Consider the following 17,229-nt stretch of genomic DNA (forward strand, 5'->3'; position numbering starts at 1 on the left):
GTCGTTTGACGGGGGACTTGACATGCTATGATTTAGTGAAATTCACGATACAACACCCCTCCGCCTGTCTCGTCGATCTTGAGGATGGCCTCAAGCTCTACTAGGTGATGTGGTTTCCGCACAATGGGGTGCGGTTCAGAGGGTCAAGACGAGGCTCTCTCATGACCACTCCAATCTAACGCTCACTTCTTGGCCGCGGGCGCAATGCCCGCTTCCGGATGCCGCTCCCGGCATACCGCCTACCAAGATGAGGAGTCACCATGTCCGTACACGTTCAAAGTCTGGACGAATTCTTCAGCATGCTCGTAGAGGAGCAGCGGGACATTCGCATCACCCTCGCCGGTTTGGAAGACGCGGGCCAACCCGTCGCCCTCGATCAGACCACGCAAGGCCGCGTCAGCAGGATCGACGCCATCTCCCAGCAGCACATGGCCAAGGCGGGCAGCAGTCGCCTGATGATCCAGTTGGATCGGATCAAGGCGGCGCTGGATCGCTACGAATCGGGGCGCTACGGCATTTGCTGCCGATGTGAACTCGAAATCGGGCATGGCCGTTTGATGGCCGATCCCGCCGCGCCTTTTTGCCTGGAGTGCACCGAGGAACTGGCCGAGGCGAAACAGCACAACATGCGCCGAAACGCCGGTCGCTGAGTCCGCGCGGCACCCATTGGGCCGCCTCTGCGGTGGTCGGCATATCCTTGTTGATGAAAGGAAAACATAATGAATCTGATGACGAATGCACCGGCTAAATTACCGGTCGTGAAGCGCTGCGCCTTCGGGGCGCATGAACTCACCCTCGAAACCGGCGAGATCGCCAAGCAGGCGTCCGGCGCGGTCATAGTCCGCATGGGCGATACGGTGGTGCTGGTAACCGCGGTCGGCAGCAAGCGCGCGAAAGATGGACTCGACTTCTTCCCGCTCACCGTCGAGTACCGGGAGCGCTTCTACGCAGGCGGTCGTATCCCCGGTGGTTTCTTCAAGCGCGAGGGTCGCCCGACCGAAAAGGAAATCCTGACCTCGCGCCTGATCGACCGGCCGGTAAGACCACTGTTTCCCGATCAGTTCCGCCACGAGGTCCAGGTCATTGCGACCGTGCTGTCCGTCGATCCGTTGATCGATCCCGATATTCCAGCCATGGTCGGCGCCTCCGCCGCGCTGCGCTTGTCGGGGTTGCCGTTCAAGGGGCCGATTGGAGCGGTCCGCATCGGCCGCCACGGCGACAGTTTTCTGGTCAACCCGACCACCGAAGAGCTCAAGGCCTCCGACCTCAATCTGGTCGTCGCCGGCACCCGGCACGGCGTGTTGATGGTCGAGTCCGAAGCCAACGTGCTCTCGGAGGAGATCATGCTGGCGGCGGTGTCGCTTGGCCACCACGCCATGCAGCCCGTGATCGAAGCGATCGAGGAACTCGCCCAAGAAGCGAAGGTGACCAAGTGGGAGTGGAGCCATCCACCACGCGACCTGGCCCTGGCCGATACGGTGCGCACACAGATTGGAAACAACCTCAACAGCGCCTTGCTGATCACCGACCGGATCGCACGCAAGAAACGAGTGCAGGCGATCAGAAATGAAGTGTTGATTGCGCTAGCTGCACCGACGACCTCGGCAACGGGTTGGGAGGTCGCCCAAGTCCGCGCGGAGCTGGACGACCTCGAGTACACCGCTGTGCGCCGCATGGTGCTGCAGGATCGGCGTCGGCTGGACGGTCGCGGTCTCGAAGACGTACGTCCGATCTCGATCCAACTCGGCGTGCTGCCGCGCACTCATGGCTCGGCGGTGTTCACACGCGGCGAAACCCAAGCCATCGCGACCACCACGCTCGGCACTACGCGTGACGGCCAGGTCATCGATGCCGTCACCGGCGAGTACAAGGAACACTTCCTTTTCCACTACAACTTCCCGCCTTACTGCGTCGGCGAGACGGGTCCGATGATCGGCCCAAAGCGACGCGAAATCGGCCACGGCCGTCTGGCCAAGCGTGGCGTCGCCGCGATCATGCCGTCGATGGAAGCATTCCCTTACACCATTCGAATAGTGTCGGAGATCACCGAGTCCAATGGTTCTTCCTCGATGGCTTCAGTGTGCGGCAGCTCGCTGGCCCTGATGGCTGCGGGCGTTCCGGTCAAGGGGCCTGTGACAGGCATCGCCATGGGCCTGGTCAAGGAAGGCGATCGGTTCGCGGTGCTGTCCGACATCCTGGGTGACGAGGACCACCTGGGCGATATGGATTTCAAGGTCGCCGGCACTATCGACGGTATCTCGGCCCTGCAGATGGACATCAAGATCGACGGCGTGACCGCCGAGATCATGGAGGTGGCATTGGCGCAGGCGCGAGAAGGGCGACTGCACATCCTTCGGGAGATGGCCAAGGCCATCCAGGCCCCGCGCGAGCAGATGTCGGAGTTCGCACCGCGCCTGCTGACGATCAAGATCCATCCGGACAAGATCCGCGAGGTGATCGGCAAGGGCGGGGCCACCATCCAGGCGCTCACCAAGGAAACTGGCACGCAGATCGATATCCGGGACGACGGCACGATCGTGATCGCTTCGACCAGCGGCGGAGCCGCCGACACGGCGCGCAGGCGTATCGAACAGATCACGGCCGAAATCGAACCGGGTCGGGTCTACGAAGGTAAGGTGGCAAAGGTGCTTGACTTCGGCGCGTTCGTCACCATCGCGCCGGGCAAGGACGGACTGGTGCACGTCTCGCAGATTTCTGACGAGCGAGTGGAAAACCCGAATTCCGTTCTGTCGGAAGGGGATGTGGTGAAGGTCAAGGTCCTGGAAGTGGACATGCAGGGTCGGGTTCGGCTTTCGATGAAGGCGGTGGACGGAACGAAAGTGTTGCTGCCGGAGTCGGCGTATGCCGGGGGTTCTGGCGGCTCCCCTCCGGCATGCGTTTTTATTGCGGAGGAACGGTCATGACGCACAGAGAGATCCTTTTCGATAATGATGCGCGGCTGCGCCTGCTGCGCGGCGTCAACATTCTCGCCAATGCCGTCAAGGCCACCCTGGGCCCGAAGGGCCGCAACGTCGTGCTCGAAAAGAGCTTCGGCGCCCCGACCATCACCAAGGACGGCGTGTCTGTCGCCAAGGAAATCGAACTGGCTGACAAGTTCGAGAACATGGGCGCGCAGATGGTGAAGGAAGTTGCTTCCCGCACCAACGATGACGCCGGCGACGGCACCACCACCGCCACCGTGCTGGCCCAGGCCCTGATCCGCGAAGGCGCCAAGGCCGTTGCTGCCGGCATGAACCCGATGGACCTCAAGCGCGGTATCGACAAGGCCGTGATCGCCGCCGTCGCCGAGCTGAAGAACATCTCCAAGCCGACCACCGACGACAACGCGATCGCCCAGGTCGGTACGATCTCGGCCAACTCCGACGAATCGATCGGCAACATCATCGCCGAAGCGATGCGCCGCGTGACCAAGGAAGGCGTGATCACCGTTGAAGAAGGCTCGGGCCTGGAAAACGAGCTGGACGTCGTCGAAGGCATGCAGTTCGACCGCGGCTACCTGTCCCCGTACTTCATCAACAACCAGCAGTCGCAGACCGCTGACCTGGACGATCCGTACGTGCTGCTGCACGACAAGAAGATCTCCAACGTGCGCGACCTGCTGCCCGTGCTGGAAGGCGTGGCCAAGTCCGGCAAGCCGCTGCTGATCATCGCCGAAGACATCGAAGGCGAAGCGCTGGCGACTCTGGTGGTCAACACCATCCGTGGCATCGTCAAGGTCGTGGCCGTCAAGGCACCGGGCTTCGGCGACCGTCGCAAGGCGATGCTGGAAGACATGGCCGTGCTGACCGGCGGCACCGTGATCTCCGAGGAAATCGGTCTGTCGCTCGAAAAGGCGACGATCAAGGACCTGGGCCGCGCCAAGAAGGTGCAGGTCTCCAAGGAAAACACCACGATCATCGATGGCGCCGGCGAGAAGGCCAACATCGAATCGCGTGTCACCCAGATCAAGACCCAGATCGAAGACACCTCGTCGGATTACGACCGCGAGAAGCTGCAGGAGCGCGTTGCCAAGCTGGCCGGCGGCGTGGCGGTGATCAAGGTCGGTGCGTCGACCGAGATCGAGATGAAGGCAAAGAAGGCCCGCGTCGAAGACGCCCTGCACGCCACGCGTGCGGCGGTGGAAGAAGGCATCGTCCCGGGCGGCGGCGTCGCGCTGCTGCGCGCCAAGGCCGCGATTGCAGGCCTGAAGGGCGCCAACGAAGACCAGAACCACGGCATCCAGATCGCCCTGCGCGCGATGGAAGCACCGCTGCGCGAGATCGTCGCCAACGCCGGTGAAGAGCCATCGGTCGTGGTCAACAAAGTCAAGGAAGGCAGCGGCAATTTCGGCTACAACGCCCAGACCGGCGAATACGGCGACATGGTCGCGTTCGGCATCCTCGATCCGACCAAGGTCACCCGCTTGGCCTTGGAGAATGCGGCCGCTGCTGCCCGCATGTTCCTCAGCAGCGGCGTCGCGATTGCCGAAGCAGAACCGCCGGGCGCGGTGCAATCGGAAGACGGCTGATGTCCCGCCTCAACACGATCCTGCGCCTACCGGTCATCCATCGGGCTGATGCGACCGAGCTCGGCCCGTATTGCCTGGAACAGGTGCATCTCGAATTCGCGAACGGGGAGCGACGGCTCTACGAGCGGCTCCACACCCGCTCACCTGGAAGCGTCATCATCGCCGCGATGCCCGATCCGCACACGGTACTTTTGATTCGCGAGTACGCGGTGGGCACCCATCGATACGAACTTGGCCTGCCCAAGGGACGTATGGACCCCGGCGAGTCGATTCTCGAGGCCGCCAATCGCGAGCTGAAGGAAGAGGTCGGAATGGGCGCCAAGGTTATGCGCTATCTGCGGCCACTGACCTTGGCCCCCACCTACATGAGCAACGCCATCCATCTGGTACTGGCGGAGGACCTGTACCCGGAGCGCTTGCCGGGGGACGAACCCGAAGAGCTCGAGGTGGTCCCTTGGCAGCTCGATCGCCTCCACGAATTGGCCCTGCGCGAGGACTGCTCTGAAGCGTGCTCGATCGCGTCGCTGTTCATCGTGCGCGAGGTGATGCGGGAGCGTGGGGGTTAGACGTCCGGCATCAATGCCTATCGAGCACGCGGTCGACGTCCGCGCCGATCAATTGCCGATTCGACCGGAGGTGAGGGGTTCATGAACGTGATGGTTTCCCCTGCGCTGCACGCGACCCACGGCTTGGGAGTGTCGCAGTGCTCGCAGTACATCGTCCGCGCCGATGGCTTGAGGTAGATCGTGACGGTCCGGCTGTCATCCTCAGGCCACGCCACGCGCTCTACCCGATAGCCTTCCCGGCCATCCAGCTTTTCGATCGTCTTCCGGTCCAGCATGGCTGCATCCTCGAATCTAGGAAATCAGGCCTCAAGGGCACCGTTGGTCAGCCGAGGCTCCACGGTAATCCGCAAAGAACCATTTTTACACGGACAACCCCTAGTCCGCGCGACCCACGGCTTGGGAGTGCTCGCGTGTGGCTGTGAAGCAAATCTTCGGTGCACGTTCCTGCGCCATCTGCAGGTTGACGCGACTGGGTGCCAGGTAGACCAGGGCTCCGGAAGCATCGAGCGCAAGATGGGTTGCCGCCTTCTCACGGAACTCTTCGAGATCGGAATCGCTCTCAGCCTGGATCCAGCGCGCAGTGTGGATCTGGACCGGTTCGAAACTCGCTTCCACGCCGTACTCGTCCTTTAACCGATAGGCCACCACCTCGAACTGCAGGGTTCCGATTGCCCCGAGGATCAGGTCGTTGGACAACAGTGGCCGGAAAAACTGCGTGGCTCCCTCTTCAGACAACTGGGTCAGACCCTTTTGCAAATGCTTGAGACGCAACGGGTCCCGCAGGCGGATGCGCCGGAACAGCTCGGGGGCAAAGCTCGGTATGCCGGTGAACTGCAACGGATCGCCGACGGTGAACGTGTCGGCGATGGCGATCGTGCCGTGGTTATGAATGCCAATGACGTCGCCCGGGTAGGCGTGCTCGGCCAACTCACGCTCGGACGCCATGAACGTCAAGGCATCGCCAAGCCGCATCTCCTTGCCCGTGCGGACATGGAGTGCCTTGATGCCGTGCTGATAGCTGCCGGAGCACACGCGCAGGAAGGCGACGCGGTCGCGATGCAATGGATCCATATTGGCCTGGATCTTGAACACGAAGCCACTGAAAGCCGGCTCCTCTGGCGAAACCTTCCTCAGGGATGCGTCGCGTGGCTTGGGTGCCGGCGCATGCGTGACGAAGAAGTCGAGCAGCAACTGGACACCAAAGTTGTTCACCGCCGAGCCGAAGAATACCGGAGTCTGCAGTGGCCAGCCGTGCCACTGACCTGGCCCAACTGGAGGAGCGCATTGCGGGCCTCACGGCGCGGCTGGCGGAGCACGAAAGCCACGCGCGCTCCTTGGAGCAGAAGCATGAGCATGCCAGGGAATCCCTTGAGCACTACCGCACCTCGGTCAAGGATCAGCGCGAGCAGGAGCAACGCCGGCACGAGCACCAGGTCCAGGAACTGCAGGTCGCCCTGCGCCAGGCCAACGAAGCGTTGACCGCCAAAAACCACGACTTGGTACAGCTCAACCGGGAAAACGGCCAGTGGCTGGAGCGTCACACCCGACTGGAAAAGGAGGTGGCGCAGCTGCGCCAGACCATCCAGACGCAACAGGGCGAGCTCGATACGCTGCGCCTGACTGCGGCCGAACACCAAGCGTTGCAGGTGCGCTGGGGTCAAGATACGCAGAGTTTGGACGCCCTTCGACAAGAGCTTGTGCAAGCCCGGACCGCGTTGGCCCAGGAGCGTGAACGACGCGAGCACGCCGAGGCGGAGACGCTGCGCGCCACAGTGCGCCTGGGCACCTTGGAGCCACTTTTGGCCCAGCTGCAGCCGGCAAGTAACAGCGGTAAAGGCTCCAAGCGGATCTCATCGGAAGAGACGCCGTCGCCATAGCCTAGATAAAGACACTAGGCACAACGATCGCAAGGAGCTTTGGCATGAGCGTAGTAACCACCACACCCCCGGAGATCACCCGCGCCGTGCGGCGCCTGACCGATTCCGTCGTGCGCGGCGCAGAGCCCGTCTATCTGCCTGTGCAGCCGGAAGCCGATGCGATCGTGCATGAGTGCTTTCCCAACGTGCAAGCGAAGATCACGCGGGACGGCGGCCAGATGCGGTGCGGTTGGCAGCTGTGGGAATGGCCGCACGTGCTGGTGGAGGCAGAATTCCATGCCGTGTGGGTCAGCCCCGAGGGTGAAATGGTCGACATCACGCCAAAGCCTGAAGGTGAGACACGCATTCTCTTTGTGCCGGATCCGCGCAGACGCTACGAGGGCCTGGCCATCGACAACGTCCGCATGCCGTTACGCGATGACCTGCTGATCAAGCACTTCATCCAGATGTCTGAAGCGATAGTCCGGGTGATGAACCGCGGCGAGCGAGCATCCCAATATGGAGAGGTGAGCGTTCCCGCCCATGAAATCCAGCCCCTTCTGCACGCTAGGGATTTTTTGGGCCAATCACTCGGTGCGGGACTGCGCGAGCATACGCCGTGCCTGTGTGGCAGCGGCAGCAAGTACAAGCGCTGCCATGGCGCGCAAGTAGAAGCGTTCTTCTGCCGTTGACGGTGGTGCCCCCGGTCGGAATCGAACCGACGTGTACGCGCTTATCTGGCGCGTGCTCTCACCGGAGTATAAGGCCGGCGCTCTGACCAACATGAGCAACAGGGGCGTGATCGATCAATGCGATCACGCCGGTATTCGGTGGTCGAGCTGGCAGATGTGGCTCATGGCGCAAGCATACCCAATCCGCCCAAAGCATCAAAGCACGCAGAGCCTCTATACCCTGAAAGGAAGTAGTCCCGTCGTTACAAAACGCCCCTCCGACCTCGTCGCCATTGGGCGCAGCGGCCACTATGCGGGGATAGTGGGTTTATTAGCTGTTGCCTAGGTTGTCACTTCCCGCCCTAGGCAGGGTGCTCTCATCCATCTTCGGGCGCTTGCCGATAGGTAACGCCCCGCTGACCATGTATACGACGTCCTCGGCTATGTTGGTTGCGTGGTCACCAACCCGCTCGATGTTCTTCACTACGAACAGCAGGTGAGCCAAGTCAAATGCGGAGGCGCGGTCGTCGGCCATGCACTGCACGATATCCTTGAACAAGATCGTGTGCATCGCGTCAATTACTGCATCTTCCTCCCAAACGCGGTAAGCCGAATGAATGTCCATCGTGGCAAAGGACTCCCGCGCTGATTTCAGCTGCAATAGCGTGAGCTCGGCCATACGCTGCATAGGCTCCGCAAGCTCTGCTGGTATCGGAGCCTCGCTCATTGCCATCGAGCGTTTGGCAATGTTGTAAGCAAGATCGCCCACGCGCTCCAGGTTTGAACTAATTCGGATTGCTGCCATCACATGGCGAAGGTCGATCGCTAGCGGCTGTCTACGCGCGATCATGCTCACAGCGTCGCTATCAATCTGCGCCGCAAGCCGGTTCAGTCGCTCCTCACGCTCTGCCACTTCCTTGGCCATTTGCTCGTTGCCACGCCGTAGCGACCAGACGGCATCCGTAAGCTGCTGTTCGGCAAGGATGCCGAGCTCAAGGATGTGTGAAGTAAGCCCCCGCAGCTCGACATCGAAAGACTGGACAATATGGTCGGTCATGACCTTTGCTCCTCAGCCGAAACGGCCGGTGATGTACTCGTGGGTCTTCTGCTCTTTCGGATTAGTAAAAAACTCCGCCGTAGGGCCACTCTCAATGAGCTGTCCCATGTGCATGAATGCCGTCCTGTCCGAGATCCGCGCAGCCTGCTGCATGTTGTGGGTAACAATGACGATGGTGTACTGCGCACGCAACTCGTCGATCAGCTCTTCAATCCGCGCAGTTGCAATGGGATCGAGTGCAGATGTGGGTTCATCAAAGAGAATGATCTCGGGGTTGGGCGCCAGCGCCCTGGCTATGCACAGACGCTGCTGCTGACCGCCGGACAACTCGAATGCTGACTTACCCAGCCTGTCCTTCACCTCATCCCAGAGGGCCGCTCCGCGCAATGCGCGTTCGACATGCTCAGTGACAACTGATTTGTTGCGCACACCGCGAATCATGATCCCTGAGGCCACGTTGTCAAAGATCGATTTCGGGAACGGATTTGGCTTCTGAAAAACCATGCCAATGCGCAGCCTCACGCGCATCGGGTCCACATCCGGCCCTACGATATTCAGGTTCTCCGGCATGAGGGTGATCGCGCCGGAGTACCGGTTGTTCGGATACAGGTCATGCATCCGGTTGAAGCAGCGCAGTAGCGTACTTTTGCCGCAGCCCGAGGGGCCGATCAGCGCAGTGACCTGATTGCTGCCGATCGACAGGTTGATGTCCTTCAGCGCGTGGAACTTGTCGTAATGGAAGTCAAGCCCACGAACCTCAGCACGCACCGTCGCATCGTGCGCGGGGGTTGAGGTGCGTTCGGCCACGGGAACCGGAATTGAGATGGTCGAGTGATTCATGTTGTCTCCGTGGATCACCGCAGGCGGCGGCGAAGGCGGTAACGCAGCCAGATTGCAAAGCCGTTCATCAGCAGGGTCATACCCAGCAGCACCAGCCCGGCGGCAGCTGCATTCACGTGAAAGCCAGCCTGCGGTCGCGACACCCAGTTGAACATCTGGATGGGCATCACGGTGAAGGGGGAGCTGAGCCATTCAAAACTGATGAAGGGAGCAGATGCCTGGATTGGTGATGGCGGCAGGAAGGCAATGAAGGTCAGTGCGCCGATGGTGATGATCGGCGCGGTTTCGCCAATGGCCCGCGACATGCCCACGATGGCGCCAGTCAGGATTCCCGGACGCGCGGCGGGAAGTAGAAAGATGCTGACGGTCTGCCACTGATCTGCCCCCAGCCCGAAAGCAGCTTCGCGGATGTCTTGAGGAATGGCGCGCAGTGACTCGCGGGTCGCGACAATGATGATGGGCAGGATCAGCAGAGCAAGCGTCATGCCCGCGACCAGGATCGTTTGGCCGAGCCCGAACATTTGGACGAAGAGGCCCAGTGCCAGCAGTCCGAAAATGATCGAAGGAACGCCAGCAAGGTTGGTGACATTGACCTCAATAAAGTCGGTGACCCAGTGCTTCGGGGCGTATTCCTCAAGATAGACGCCTGCGGCGACCCCCACCGGCACGGCAAGGACCCCGGTCACCAGCATGACAAGGCAAGTACCGATCCAAGCCGAGAGAATACCGGCAGACTCAGGTCGGCGAGAGGGGAAGTTGGTGAAAAAGTCTGGAGTGAGTCTGGCCGCGCCGTCGACTACGAAGTCGGCTACAAGCGCCATCAGAATGGTCAGGGTCAGGAACAGTACCAGCAGCCCGAGCACGGTGAAGCACAAGTCTGAAACTCGTGCGCGCCGTGTAATTGCAGCATCGTCAAGGCCCATGGGCTCGATGTGGTCGCGCATCAGTAGGCCTCCCGGTAGCGCTTGCGGAGCCAGAAGGCGAAGAGGTTGAAACTGAACGTAAGTGCGAAAAGCGTCAGTCCGGCGGCGAAGATGGTCTGATAGGCAATCGACTCATGTGGAAGATCGCCCATGCTCAACTGCACGATGTATGAGGTGATAGTTGCTGCACCCTCGAGCGGATTGGTCGCTATCCTGGCCTGCTGGCCGGCAGCGATAGCCACTACCATAGTCTCGCCGACCGCGCGCGACATTCCGAGCAGGTAAGCGGCGGTGACGCCCGAGAGCGCAGCTGGCGTCACCACCTTCAATCCGGTCTGAAGGCGGGTGAATCCGAGTGCGTATGCCCCCTCACGCAGCGAATCAGGCACGGCGCGCATAGCGTCTTCGCTCATGGATACGATGTAGGGCAAGATCATGATGCCGATGACCACCCCAGACACGAGCAGGTTGAAGCGTGCCAGACCCGGGATGAAGGATTGAAAGATGGGCGTCAAGAACAGCAGAGCGAAGTACCCGAAAGCGACCGTTGGTACGCCTGCAATGAGCTCAAGGAACGGCTTTACCGCTTCACGGAGCCTGGGCTTGGCGAACTCGCTGAGATACAACGCGAGAATCGTGCCGGCAGGCACGGCAACAACCAGGGCAATGGCCGTGGTCATCAGCGTACCCGACAGTAGTGTCATGATCCCGAAGTGCTTCTCTTCGAAGACGGGCGTCCACTGCGTATCGGTCAGGAAGTCCACGACGGACACCTGGGTGAAGAACTTCAAGCTCTCACTGAGTAGGACGTAGAGGATGCCGAAGGTGACCAGAACTGATAGCGCCGCTGCGACGAACAGTACCAGGCGAATGCCTGTGTCGATGGCATGGCGGCGGCGCAGAAATGCGTCGCTTGGCTGAAGCGGGACAGGACCCACATCGAGGAAGGAACTACTACTTTTCATCAGACGGCCTCAGCCGGCGCGCACATCGCTGTGCGCGCCGACCATGATTGTCAGTAAACCAGCTTCTCTTTCAGCAGCTCGTCGATGGAAACGCCAATCTTCGAGCCAGTGAAGCCGGTGCCAATCTCCCGTTTTGCAAAGCGCTCGCGCATTGCGGCCAACGCGTTCTCCGGTAGCGGTACATAGCCCACCTCCTGCACCAATCCTTCGGAGTGCTTGGAGTCCAGATAGAACTCGACAAAGCGCGCGACTTCGGGCTTGGTTTCGGCGGCCTTCTTGCTTACGTAGATGAAGATCGGGCGCGACAGAGGCTGATACTGGCCAGAGCGTGCGGTTTCCACGCTGGGCGCGACCGCTTGGGCTGCGGCGTTGGTCTTGATGCCTACTGCCTTGAGCTTGCCGGCGTTTTCCTCGTAGTAGGCCAGACCGAAGAACCCCAGTGCATTGGCATCACCCGAGACTCCCTGCACCAGCACGTTGTCGTCCTCGGAGGCCGTGTAATCGCCGCGACTGGAGTGCTCCTTGCCAACGATGGCGGCGGTGAAATAGTCGTAGGTTCCCGAATCGGTACCTGCACCGTAGAGGACCAGCGGCTTGTCCGGGAAGCTCGGACGAATCTGGTTCCAGTTGGTGATCTTGCCCTGTGCTTCAGGCACCCACATGGCCTTCAGTTCGTCGACGGTGAGGTCATTGGCCCAGGTGTTCTGTGGGTTGACCACGACTGTCAAAGCGTCTATCGCGACTGGAAGCTCGATGTACTCCACGCCAGCGGCCTTGCAGGCTTCCTTCTCCTCACCCTTGATCGGGCGCGACGCATTGGAGATGTCGGTTTCACCGCGACAGAACTTCTTGAAGCCGCCACCGGTTCCTGACATGCCGACCGTTACGTTGATGCCGGCATTTTCTTTCTGGAACTCTTCGGCCATCGCTTCGGTGACGGGAAACACGGTCGACGAACCGTCCGTGCTCACCATGCCGCTGATCTCGGCTGTTTTGCCCGCCGCGGAATTGCCGTTCTGCTCCGAAGCGGCCGGCGTATTGGAGGGCGAGCACGCGACGATGGAGAGCGTGGCTGCCGCAAGAAGAGTGAGACGTAGATACATTGAGAATCTCCTATGTTCGGATGTTCTTGGGTGCTATTGGTATTTGCCCACCGAGCTCCCCAGCTGGATGGGGCAGGACTATTTGAAAAGTCTGGGCGGAGCCGGCACCTCCGCCACACAGTCGCAGGCAGGATCGGTCGGGTGCGGCTGAAGGCACAGCTCAGACCGTCCGCCGCAGCAGTCGTCGAGCAGGAATCCCAACAGCCCATGCATTCCGTCCAGGCAGGCGCGGTAGCGCACGAACCGCCCTTCGCGGGTTCCGCAGATCAACCCGCCGCGACTAAGCACTGCTAAGTGGTTGGAAAGCGTGTTGTGGCGCATCCCCATCATGTCGGTCAGGACTCCGGCCGTGAGGCCTTCCGGCTCGTGGTTCACCAGCGTGCGGAAAATCACCAGGCGCGCCCCATTGCTGAGTGCCGAAAGGGCATCCAATGCGTGGTCGATGGACATCGACGCGCTCAAGGAGCGTCGCTCGAAGTAATCGAAGTCCAGAACACGTTGGGGTTGGGCCATGGAGATTCTCCCGTTGCATATGTCGATATGTCGAGATATGTCGACAGATTGAGATGCTCCCCCTTCTGTATGACAACCTGATGACAGGTGGCTATTCAGATGACGATTCAAGAGGCCTCCAAAGCAAAAGTCCCGCCAGAGCGGGACTTTGTTGGGATACTGGCACCCCAGCGGATGTTCTTTGCCGACTAGCCACACGCAGCTGCGCAACAGGCTGTAACTTGTCTCACTACCTCCCGCGCATAACGGGTCACGCCGATCAGCGTGGCTGACGCGGCACCATTCCAGTCGCCATAGCCCAGCAGCCAGACCGATGCCTCTGCGATCGAACGAACCTTGGTGTCATCCACGTCGATCCGACCTTGGGCGTTGACCAGACCCAGTCCTTCCAGGTGCGACAAGGCCGGCCGGAAGCCGGTGCACCAGATCACCGCGTCGAAGTTGCGTTCGCTGCCATCTGCCCACTGCATGCCGGTGGCGGTGAAACGGACGGGTGGCGTCATGGAAACCAGTACACCGCGGCGCCGTGCGTCCACCACCGGCGGCACCATGACGATGTCGCCAAAACCACCCTCTGGAACATCCGGCTCGCGTCCTTCCTGCTGAGCCCTCCACTTCTCGGTTGCGCGTGCGAATAGAACGCGCCCGTCCACATCGTCGGCGAGAAAGGCTGGCTCCCGCTGGGTGATCCAGGTGGTCTCGGCCACCTTGGATACCTCGGCCAGAATCTGTGCGCCTGAGTTGCCGCCACCGATGATGGCCACGCGCGTTCCGACGAAGGGTTCGGGATGGCTGTAGTGGGCCGAGTGCAGCTGCACACCGCCGAATGCGTCCAAACCTTCATAGCCGGGCGTGTAGGGACGCCGCCAGGTACCTGTGGCGCTAATCACTGCGCGTGTGTGCCACTGTCGGCCGTCATCTGCTTCCACCAGCAGCCGTTTCCCCGAACGGCTGATGCGTTCCACCTGCACGGGACGGATGACCGGCAGCGCATATTTGTGCTCGTAGCACGCGAGGTAGTCCAGTACTTCCGCCTGCGACGGGTACGGTTCCCGAGTGGCAGGCATCGGCCAACCGGGAATCGAGCTCCAGCCCGCCGGCGAGAACAGATGCAAGGATTCCCACGCATGCTGCCACGCCCCGCCAGGAGACGTTTCGGCATCAAGAATCACATAGGACAGCCCGCTGCGACGCAGGAAGTAACCGGCCGCCAGCCCGGCCTGACCGCCTCCAATTACCACCACATCGATGCTGTCCATCTGGACTTCCTCGCGCTGCAGCACTCAGGCGGCGTTCTTGTGCTGCTGGTCGGAGATATTGAGTGCATCCAAGTAACGCTCGGCGTCCAGCGCGGCCATGCAGCCGAAGCCGGCCGAGGTGATCGCTTGGCGGTAGTGCTGGTCGGCCACATCGCCGGCGGCGAACACGCCTTCCACCGAGGTCTGGGTCGCATTGCCGCCAAGGCCCGAGCGGATGTCCAGGTAGCCGTTGTTCATCGCCAACTGGCCGTCGAACAGCTGGGTGTTCGGGTGGTGGCCGATGGCCACGAAGAACCCGTGTGCATCGAGGTCGCGGGTACTGCCGTCTAGGGTCGACTTCACGCGCACGCCGGTCACGCCGGCCTCGTTGCCCAGCACTTCCTCCACCTGGTGGTGCCAGACGGTTTCGATCTTGCCGGCTTCAACCTTGGCGAATAGCTTGTCCTGCATGATCTTTTCCGCCTTCAGGGTGTCGCGGCGATGGATCAGGTAGACCTTGCGGGCGATGTTGGACAGGTACAGCGCTTCTTCCACGGCGGTGTTGCCGCCGCCCACCACTACCACGTCCTGGTCACGGTAGAAGAAGCCGTCGCAGGTGGCGCAGGCGGAAACGCCGCGGCCCTTGAATTGATCTTCGGTCGGGATGCCCAGGTACTTGGCGGTGGCGCCAGTGGCGATGATCAGCGCGTCGCAGGTGTACTCGGCGCTGTCGCCGATCAGCCTGAACGGGCGCTGGGACAGGTCGGCAGTGTGGATGTGGTCGAAGATGACCTCGGTCTTGAAGCGCTCGGCATGCGCCTGCATGCGAGTCATCAGGTCCGGGCCCATCAGCCCATGGGCATCACCCGGCCAGTTGTCCACTTCCGTGGTGGTCATCAGCTGCCCCCCCTGTTGCAGGCCGGTGATCACCACCGGCTTGAGGTTGGCGCGGGCGGCGTAGACGGCGGCGGTCCAGCCGGCCGGGCCGGAACCAAGGATCAGCAATGGAATGTGTCGGGTGGTGCTCATGGCTCAGCGGCTCCGTGCATCGGCAGGAAAGTAGCGTTTGCCCAGCCGCAAGGCGACGTGGACCAGCAGGATCAGCACCGGCACTTCCACGAGTGGGCCGATGACAGCGGCGAATGCGACCGGCGAGGCCAGGCCGAAAGCCGCGATGGCCACGGCGATCGCCAGTTCGAAGTTGTTGCCTGCTGCAGTGAACGCGATCGCGGTGGTGCGGGGGTAGTCTTTGGCGATCAGCTTGCCCATGAAGAAGCTGATGACGAACTGGATGATGAAGTACAGCGTCAGCGGAATCGCGATGCGTACTGCGTCCATCGGAATTCGCAGCACGTCGCCGCCCTTCAGACTGAACATCGCCACGATAGTAAACAGCAATGCGGCAAGGGTTATCGGACTGATTGCAGGCAGGAATTTCTCTTCATACCAGCGCACACCCTTACGCGCCTTCAGCCATCGACTGGTGAGGAAACCGGCCAGGAACGGGATGCCAAGGTAGATCAGAACAGCCTCGGCGATGGTCCAGAAACTAACATCGATGACGCTGCCCTGCAGACCGAACACCGGCGGCAACCAAGACAGGAAGAACCACGCGTAGAGGCTGAACAGCGCGATCTGGAAGATCGAGTTGAATGCCACCAGTCCAGCAACATACTGGGCGTCGCCACGGGCGAGTTGGTTCCACACCAGCACCATCGCGATGCAGCGGGCCAGCCCGATCAGGATCAGGCCGGTCATGTATTCGGGGTAGTCGCGCAGGAACAGCACGGCCAGGCCGAACATCAGGAACGGGCCGATGATCCAGTTCTGCAGCAGCGAGAGCATCAACACGCGCTTGTCAGCGAAAACCCGCGGCAGTTCTTCGTACTTCACCTTGGCCAGCGGCGGATACATCATCAGGATCAGGCCGATTGCGATCGGGATGTTGGTCGACCCTATGGAGAGGCTGTTCAACGCGCTGGGCGCGCCCTCGAACAACGCCCCCAGGCCGACGCCCAGCGCCATGGCGGCGAAGATCCAGAGCGTGAGGTACCGGTCCAGGAAGGACAGGCGGGAGGTATCAGTGGTCATGGCATTTTCCGGAAAGACGGTCAGTTGATCTGCGCGATCGGCTCGAGCTGGGCCTTGAGCGCGTCGCGGTCGTCCCATGCGTTGTCGGGGATGTCGAGGAAAGCCTTCAGGCGCGCCTTGATGATCTGATGCGCGCGATCGAAGGCTTCGGCCTTCTGTTCGTCCGAGCCTTCAACACCGGCCGGATCGAACAGGCCCCAATGCACCCGCACAAAGTCGCCAAACACCACCGGGCAAGCCTCGGCCGCCGCGCTGTCGCAGACGGTGACGATCAGATCCATCGGGGCGGCATCAGCTTCGGCGAACTCGTCCCACGACTTGCTGCGCAGGCCGTCCACCGGGAAGCCCTCGCGCTGCAGCTGGGCGATCGCGAACGGGTTGACACGACCGGCTGGTTGGCTGCCCGCGCTGAAGGACTCGTAGCGGCCTTCGCCCCATTTTTTCAGGGTCGATTCGGCCAACACGCTCCGAGCGGAATTACCGGTACACAAGAACAAGACGCGACGGGTCATTTGAGCGATCTCTAAGGTAGGGTTGGTCAGCAGCCAGCGGGGCGTTCGCAGGACTGTTCGTCGGCACAGCAGTTTTCGGTGAGGTAGGCCAGCAGCTCGTTCATCGCCACAAACTCGGCCCGGTAGCAGATGGTCCGGCCACGTTGCTCGGCGCTGATCAGGCCGGCAGCCAGCAGTTCCTTCAGATGGAAGGAAAGTGTGGCGCCAGGCAAGGCGAGCGCTTGGGCGATGTCGCCGGCCAGCTTGCCGCCGCTGCCGGCCTGCACCAGCAGGCGGAAGATCGACAGGCGGGTGGCATGGCCCAGGGCAGCAAGAGCGTGGGTTGCGTTTTTATGTTCCATGATTCTAGAATATTCGAATCGAATT

At 61.4% G+C, this 17,229-nt stretch carries 16 protein-coding genes, 1 tRNA gene and 3 pseudogenes; 6 read left to right on the forward strand and 14 right to left on the reverse strand.

The window, feature by feature from the left end:
* The first annotated feature begins 260 nt into the window (after positions 1 to 260).
* The 4 genes from ACYKG1_RS10535 to nudE all read left to right on the forward strand — a co-directional run bounded on the left by ACYKG1_RS10535 (position 261) and on the right by nudE (position 5,094).
* The gene (locus ACYKG1_RS10535; RefSeq protein WP_046272806.1) at positions 261 to 650 is read left to right on the forward strand and encodes a TraR/DksA family transcriptional regulator; all 390 of its coding nucleotides are present in this window, start codon (positions 261 to 263) and stop codon (positions 648 to 650) included.
* A gap of 69 nt (positions 651 to 719) precedes the next feature.
* Positions 720 to 2,924, forward strand: a complete 2,205-nt coding sequence (gene pnp / locus ACYKG1_RS10540) for a polyribonucleotide nucleotidyltransferase (RefSeq protein ID WP_478472642.1) — start codon at positions 720 to 722, stop codon at positions 2,922 to 2,924.
* Positions 2,921 to 4,528, forward strand: a complete 1,608-nt coding sequence (gene groL, locus ACYKG1_RS10545) for a chaperonin GroEL (RefSeq protein ID WP_478472644.1) — start codon at positions 2,921 to 2,923, stop codon at positions 4,526 to 4,528. Before pnp ends, groL begins: the two co-directional genes overlap by 4 nt.
* Entirely contained in the window at positions 4,528 to 5,094 is a 567-nt protein-coding gene (nudE, locus tag ACYKG1_RS10550) for an ADP compounds hydrolase NudE (protein WP_032966771.1), read from the forward strand. The genes groL and nudE overlap by 1 nt, the downstream gene beginning before the upstream one ends.
* A 134-nt stretch (positions 5,095 to 5,228) precedes the next feature.
* Here nudE and ACYKG1_RS10555 read toward each other — a convergent pair.
* Positions 5,229 to 5,369: pseudogene (locus ACYKG1_RS10555) on the reverse strand (ISL3 family transposase); the annotation flags it as partial.
* A 100-nt stretch (positions 5,370 to 5,469) separates the two neighbouring features.
* Positions 5,470 to 6,333 (reverse strand): annotated as a pseudogene (locus tag ACYKG1_RS10560) (peptide chain release factor 3); the annotation flags it as partial.
* On the opposite strand from ACYKG1_RS10560, the pseudogene ACYKG1_RS10565 reads away from it, so the two are divergent.
* Positions 6,330 to 6,971, forward strand: a pseudogene (locus tag ACYKG1_RS10565) (DNA-binding protein); the annotation flags it as partial. The pseudogenes ACYKG1_RS10560 and ACYKG1_RS10565 overlap by 4 nt on opposite strands.
* Positions 6,972 to 7,015: 44 nt before the next feature.
* Positions 7,016 to 7,642, forward strand: a complete 627-nt coding sequence (locus ACYKG1_RS10570) for an SEC-C domain-containing protein (protein ID WP_180844807.1) — start codon at positions 7,016 to 7,018, stop codon at positions 7,640 to 7,642.
* 3 nt (positions 7,643 to 7,645) lie between these two features.
* On the opposite strand, the gene ACYKG1_RS10575 is transcribed toward ACYKG1_RS10570, so the two are convergent.
* From ACYKG1_RS10575 to ACYKG1_RS10630, 12 genes are all read right to left on the reverse strand, one after another.
* A tRNA-Ile gene (locus ACYKG1_RS10575) sits at positions 7,646 to 7,748 on the reverse strand.
* 204 nt (positions 7,749 to 7,952) lie between these two features.
* A complete protein-coding gene (gene phoU / locus ACYKG1_RS10580) occupies positions 7,953 to 8,678 on the reverse strand; it encodes a phosphate signaling complex protein PhoU (RefSeq protein WP_019184709.1) in 726 nt (241 codons plus the stop codon).
* Between the two features lie 12 nt (positions 8,679 to 8,690).
* Positions 8,691 to 9,518 carry a phosphate ABC transporter ATP-binding protein PstB gene (gene pstB / locus ACYKG1_RS10585; protein WP_074038423.1) on the reverse strand — a complete coding sequence of 276 codons (828 nt, stop codon included), beginning with the start codon at positions 9,516 to 9,518 and terminating at the stop codon, positions 8,691 to 8,693.
* Between the two features lie 14 nt (positions 9,519 to 9,532).
* Positions 9,533 to 10,462 (reverse strand): phosphate ABC transporter permease PstA, encoded by a 930-nt coding sequence (gene pstA / locus ACYKG1_RS10590; protein WP_082332067.1) that lies wholly within the window; start codon positions 10,460 to 10,462, stop codon positions 9,533 to 9,535.
* Positions 10,462 to 11,406, reverse strand: a complete 945-nt coding sequence (pstC, locus tag ACYKG1_RS10595) for a phosphate ABC transporter permease subunit PstC (RefSeq protein WP_478472647.1) — start codon at positions 11,404 to 11,406, stop codon at positions 10,462 to 10,464. Before pstC ends, pstA begins: the two co-directional genes overlap by 1 nt.
* Positions 11,407 to 11,456: 50 nt before the next feature.
* Positions 11,457 to 12,509, reverse strand: a complete 1,053-nt coding sequence (locus ACYKG1_RS10600; protein ID WP_478472649.1) for a PstS family phosphate ABC transporter substrate-binding protein — start codon at positions 12,507 to 12,509, stop codon at positions 11,457 to 11,459.
* Positions 12,510 to 12,587: 78 nt separating this feature from the next.
* Positions 12,588 to 13,022: an ArsR/SmtB family transcription factor gene (locus ACYKG1_RS10605; RefSeq protein ID WP_089153137.1), complete on the reverse strand. Its 435-nt coding sequence runs from the start codon at positions 13,020 to 13,022 to the stop codon at positions 12,588 to 12,590.
* Positions 13,023 to 13,210: 188 nt separating this feature from the next.
* Entirely contained in the window at positions 13,211 to 14,281 is a 1,071-nt protein-coding gene (locus ACYKG1_RS10610; RefSeq protein WP_478472651.1) for an ArsO family NAD(P)H-dependent flavin-containing monooxygenase, read from the reverse strand.
* A gap of 24 nt (positions 14,282 to 14,305) precedes the next feature.
* Positions 14,306 to 15,289: a thioredoxin-disulfide reductase gene (gene trxB / locus ACYKG1_RS10615; protein WP_054658158.1), complete on the reverse strand. Its 984-nt coding sequence runs from the start codon at positions 15,287 to 15,289 to the stop codon at positions 14,306 to 14,308.
* 3 nt (positions 15,290 to 15,292) lie between these two features.
* Positions 15,293 to 16,351, reverse strand: a complete 1,059-nt coding sequence (arsB, locus tag ACYKG1_RS10620; RefSeq protein WP_054658160.1) for an ACR3 family arsenite efflux transporter — start codon at positions 16,349 to 16,351, stop codon at positions 15,293 to 15,295.
* A 20-nt stretch (positions 16,352 to 16,371) separates the two neighbouring features.
* On the reverse strand, positions 16,372 to 16,863 hold the full coding sequence (locus tag ACYKG1_RS10625) for an arsenate reductase ArsC (RefSeq protein WP_057506594.1): 492 nt from the start codon (positions 16,861 to 16,863) through the stop codon (positions 16,372 to 16,374).
* Positions 16,864 to 16,889: 26 nt separating this feature from the next.
* Complete coding sequence (locus ACYKG1_RS10630; protein ID WP_054658162.1) at positions 16,890 to 17,204, reverse strand: ArsR/SmtB family transcription factor; 315 nt, start codon at positions 17,202 to 17,204, stop codon at positions 16,890 to 16,892.
* Positions 17,205 to 17,229 lie beyond the last annotated feature (25 nt).

Source organism: Stenotrophomonas sp. 85239_Sma (genome assembly GCF_056481725.1).

Bases quoted from the DNA above. Each gene is read 5' to 3' on its own strand.
- ACYKG1_RS10535 (WP_046272806.1), top strand. From the start codon at position 261: ATGTCCGTACACGTTCAAAGTCTGGACGAATTCTTCAGCATGCTCGTA.
- pnp (WP_478472642.1), top strand. From the start codon at position 720: ATGAATCTGATGACGAATGCACCGGCTAAATTACCGGTCGTGAAGCGC.
- groL (WP_478472644.1), top strand. From the start codon at position 2,921: ATGACGCACAGAGAGATCCTTTTCGATAATGATGCGCGGCTGCGCCTG.
- nudE (WP_032966771.1), top strand. From the start codon at position 4,528: ATGTCCCGCCTCAACACGATCCTGCGCCTACCGGTCATCCATCGGGCT.
- ACYKG1_RS10570 (WP_180844807.1), top strand. From the start codon at position 7,016: ATGAGCGTAGTAACCACCACACCCCCGGAGATCACCCGCGCCGTGCGG.
- phoU (WP_019184709.1), bottom strand. From the start codon at position 8,678: ATGACCGACCATATTGTCCAGTCTTTCGATGTCGAGCTGCGGGGGCTT.
- pstB (WP_074038423.1), bottom strand. From the start codon at position 9,518: ATGAATCACTCGACCATCTCAATTCCGGTTCCCGTGGCCGAACGCACC.
- pstA (WP_082332067.1), bottom strand. From the start codon at position 10,462: ATGCGCGACCACATCGAGCCCATGGGCCTTGACGATGCTGCAATTACA.
- pstC (WP_478472647.1), bottom strand. From the start codon at position 11,406: ATGAAAAGTAGTAGTTCCTTCCTCGATGTGGGTCCTGTCCCGCTTCAG.
- ACYKG1_RS10600 (WP_478472649.1), bottom strand. From the start codon at position 12,509: ATGTATCTACGTCTCACTCTTCTTGCGGCAGCCACGCTCTCCATCGTC.
- ACYKG1_RS10605 (WP_089153137.1), bottom strand. From the start codon at position 13,022: ATGGCCCAACCCCAACGTGTTCTGGACTTCGATTACTTCGAGCGACGC.
- ACYKG1_RS10610 (WP_478472651.1), bottom strand. From the start codon at position 14,281: ATGGACAGCATCGATGTGGTGGTAATTGGAGGCGGTCAGGCCGGGCTG.
- trxB (WP_054658158.1), bottom strand. From the start codon at position 15,289: ATGAGCACCACCCGACACATTCCATTGCTGATCCTTGGTTCCGGCCCG.
- arsB (WP_054658160.1), bottom strand. From the start codon at position 16,351: ATGACCACTGATACCTCCCGCCTGTCCTTCCTGGACCGGTACCTCACG.
- ACYKG1_RS10625 (WP_057506594.1), bottom strand. From the start codon at position 16,863: ATGACCCGTCGCGTCTTGTTCTTGTGTACCGGTAATTCCGCTCGGAGC.
- ACYKG1_RS10630 (WP_054658162.1), bottom strand. From the start codon at position 17,204: ATGGAACATAAAAACGCAACCCACGCTCTTGCTGCCCTGGGCCATGCC.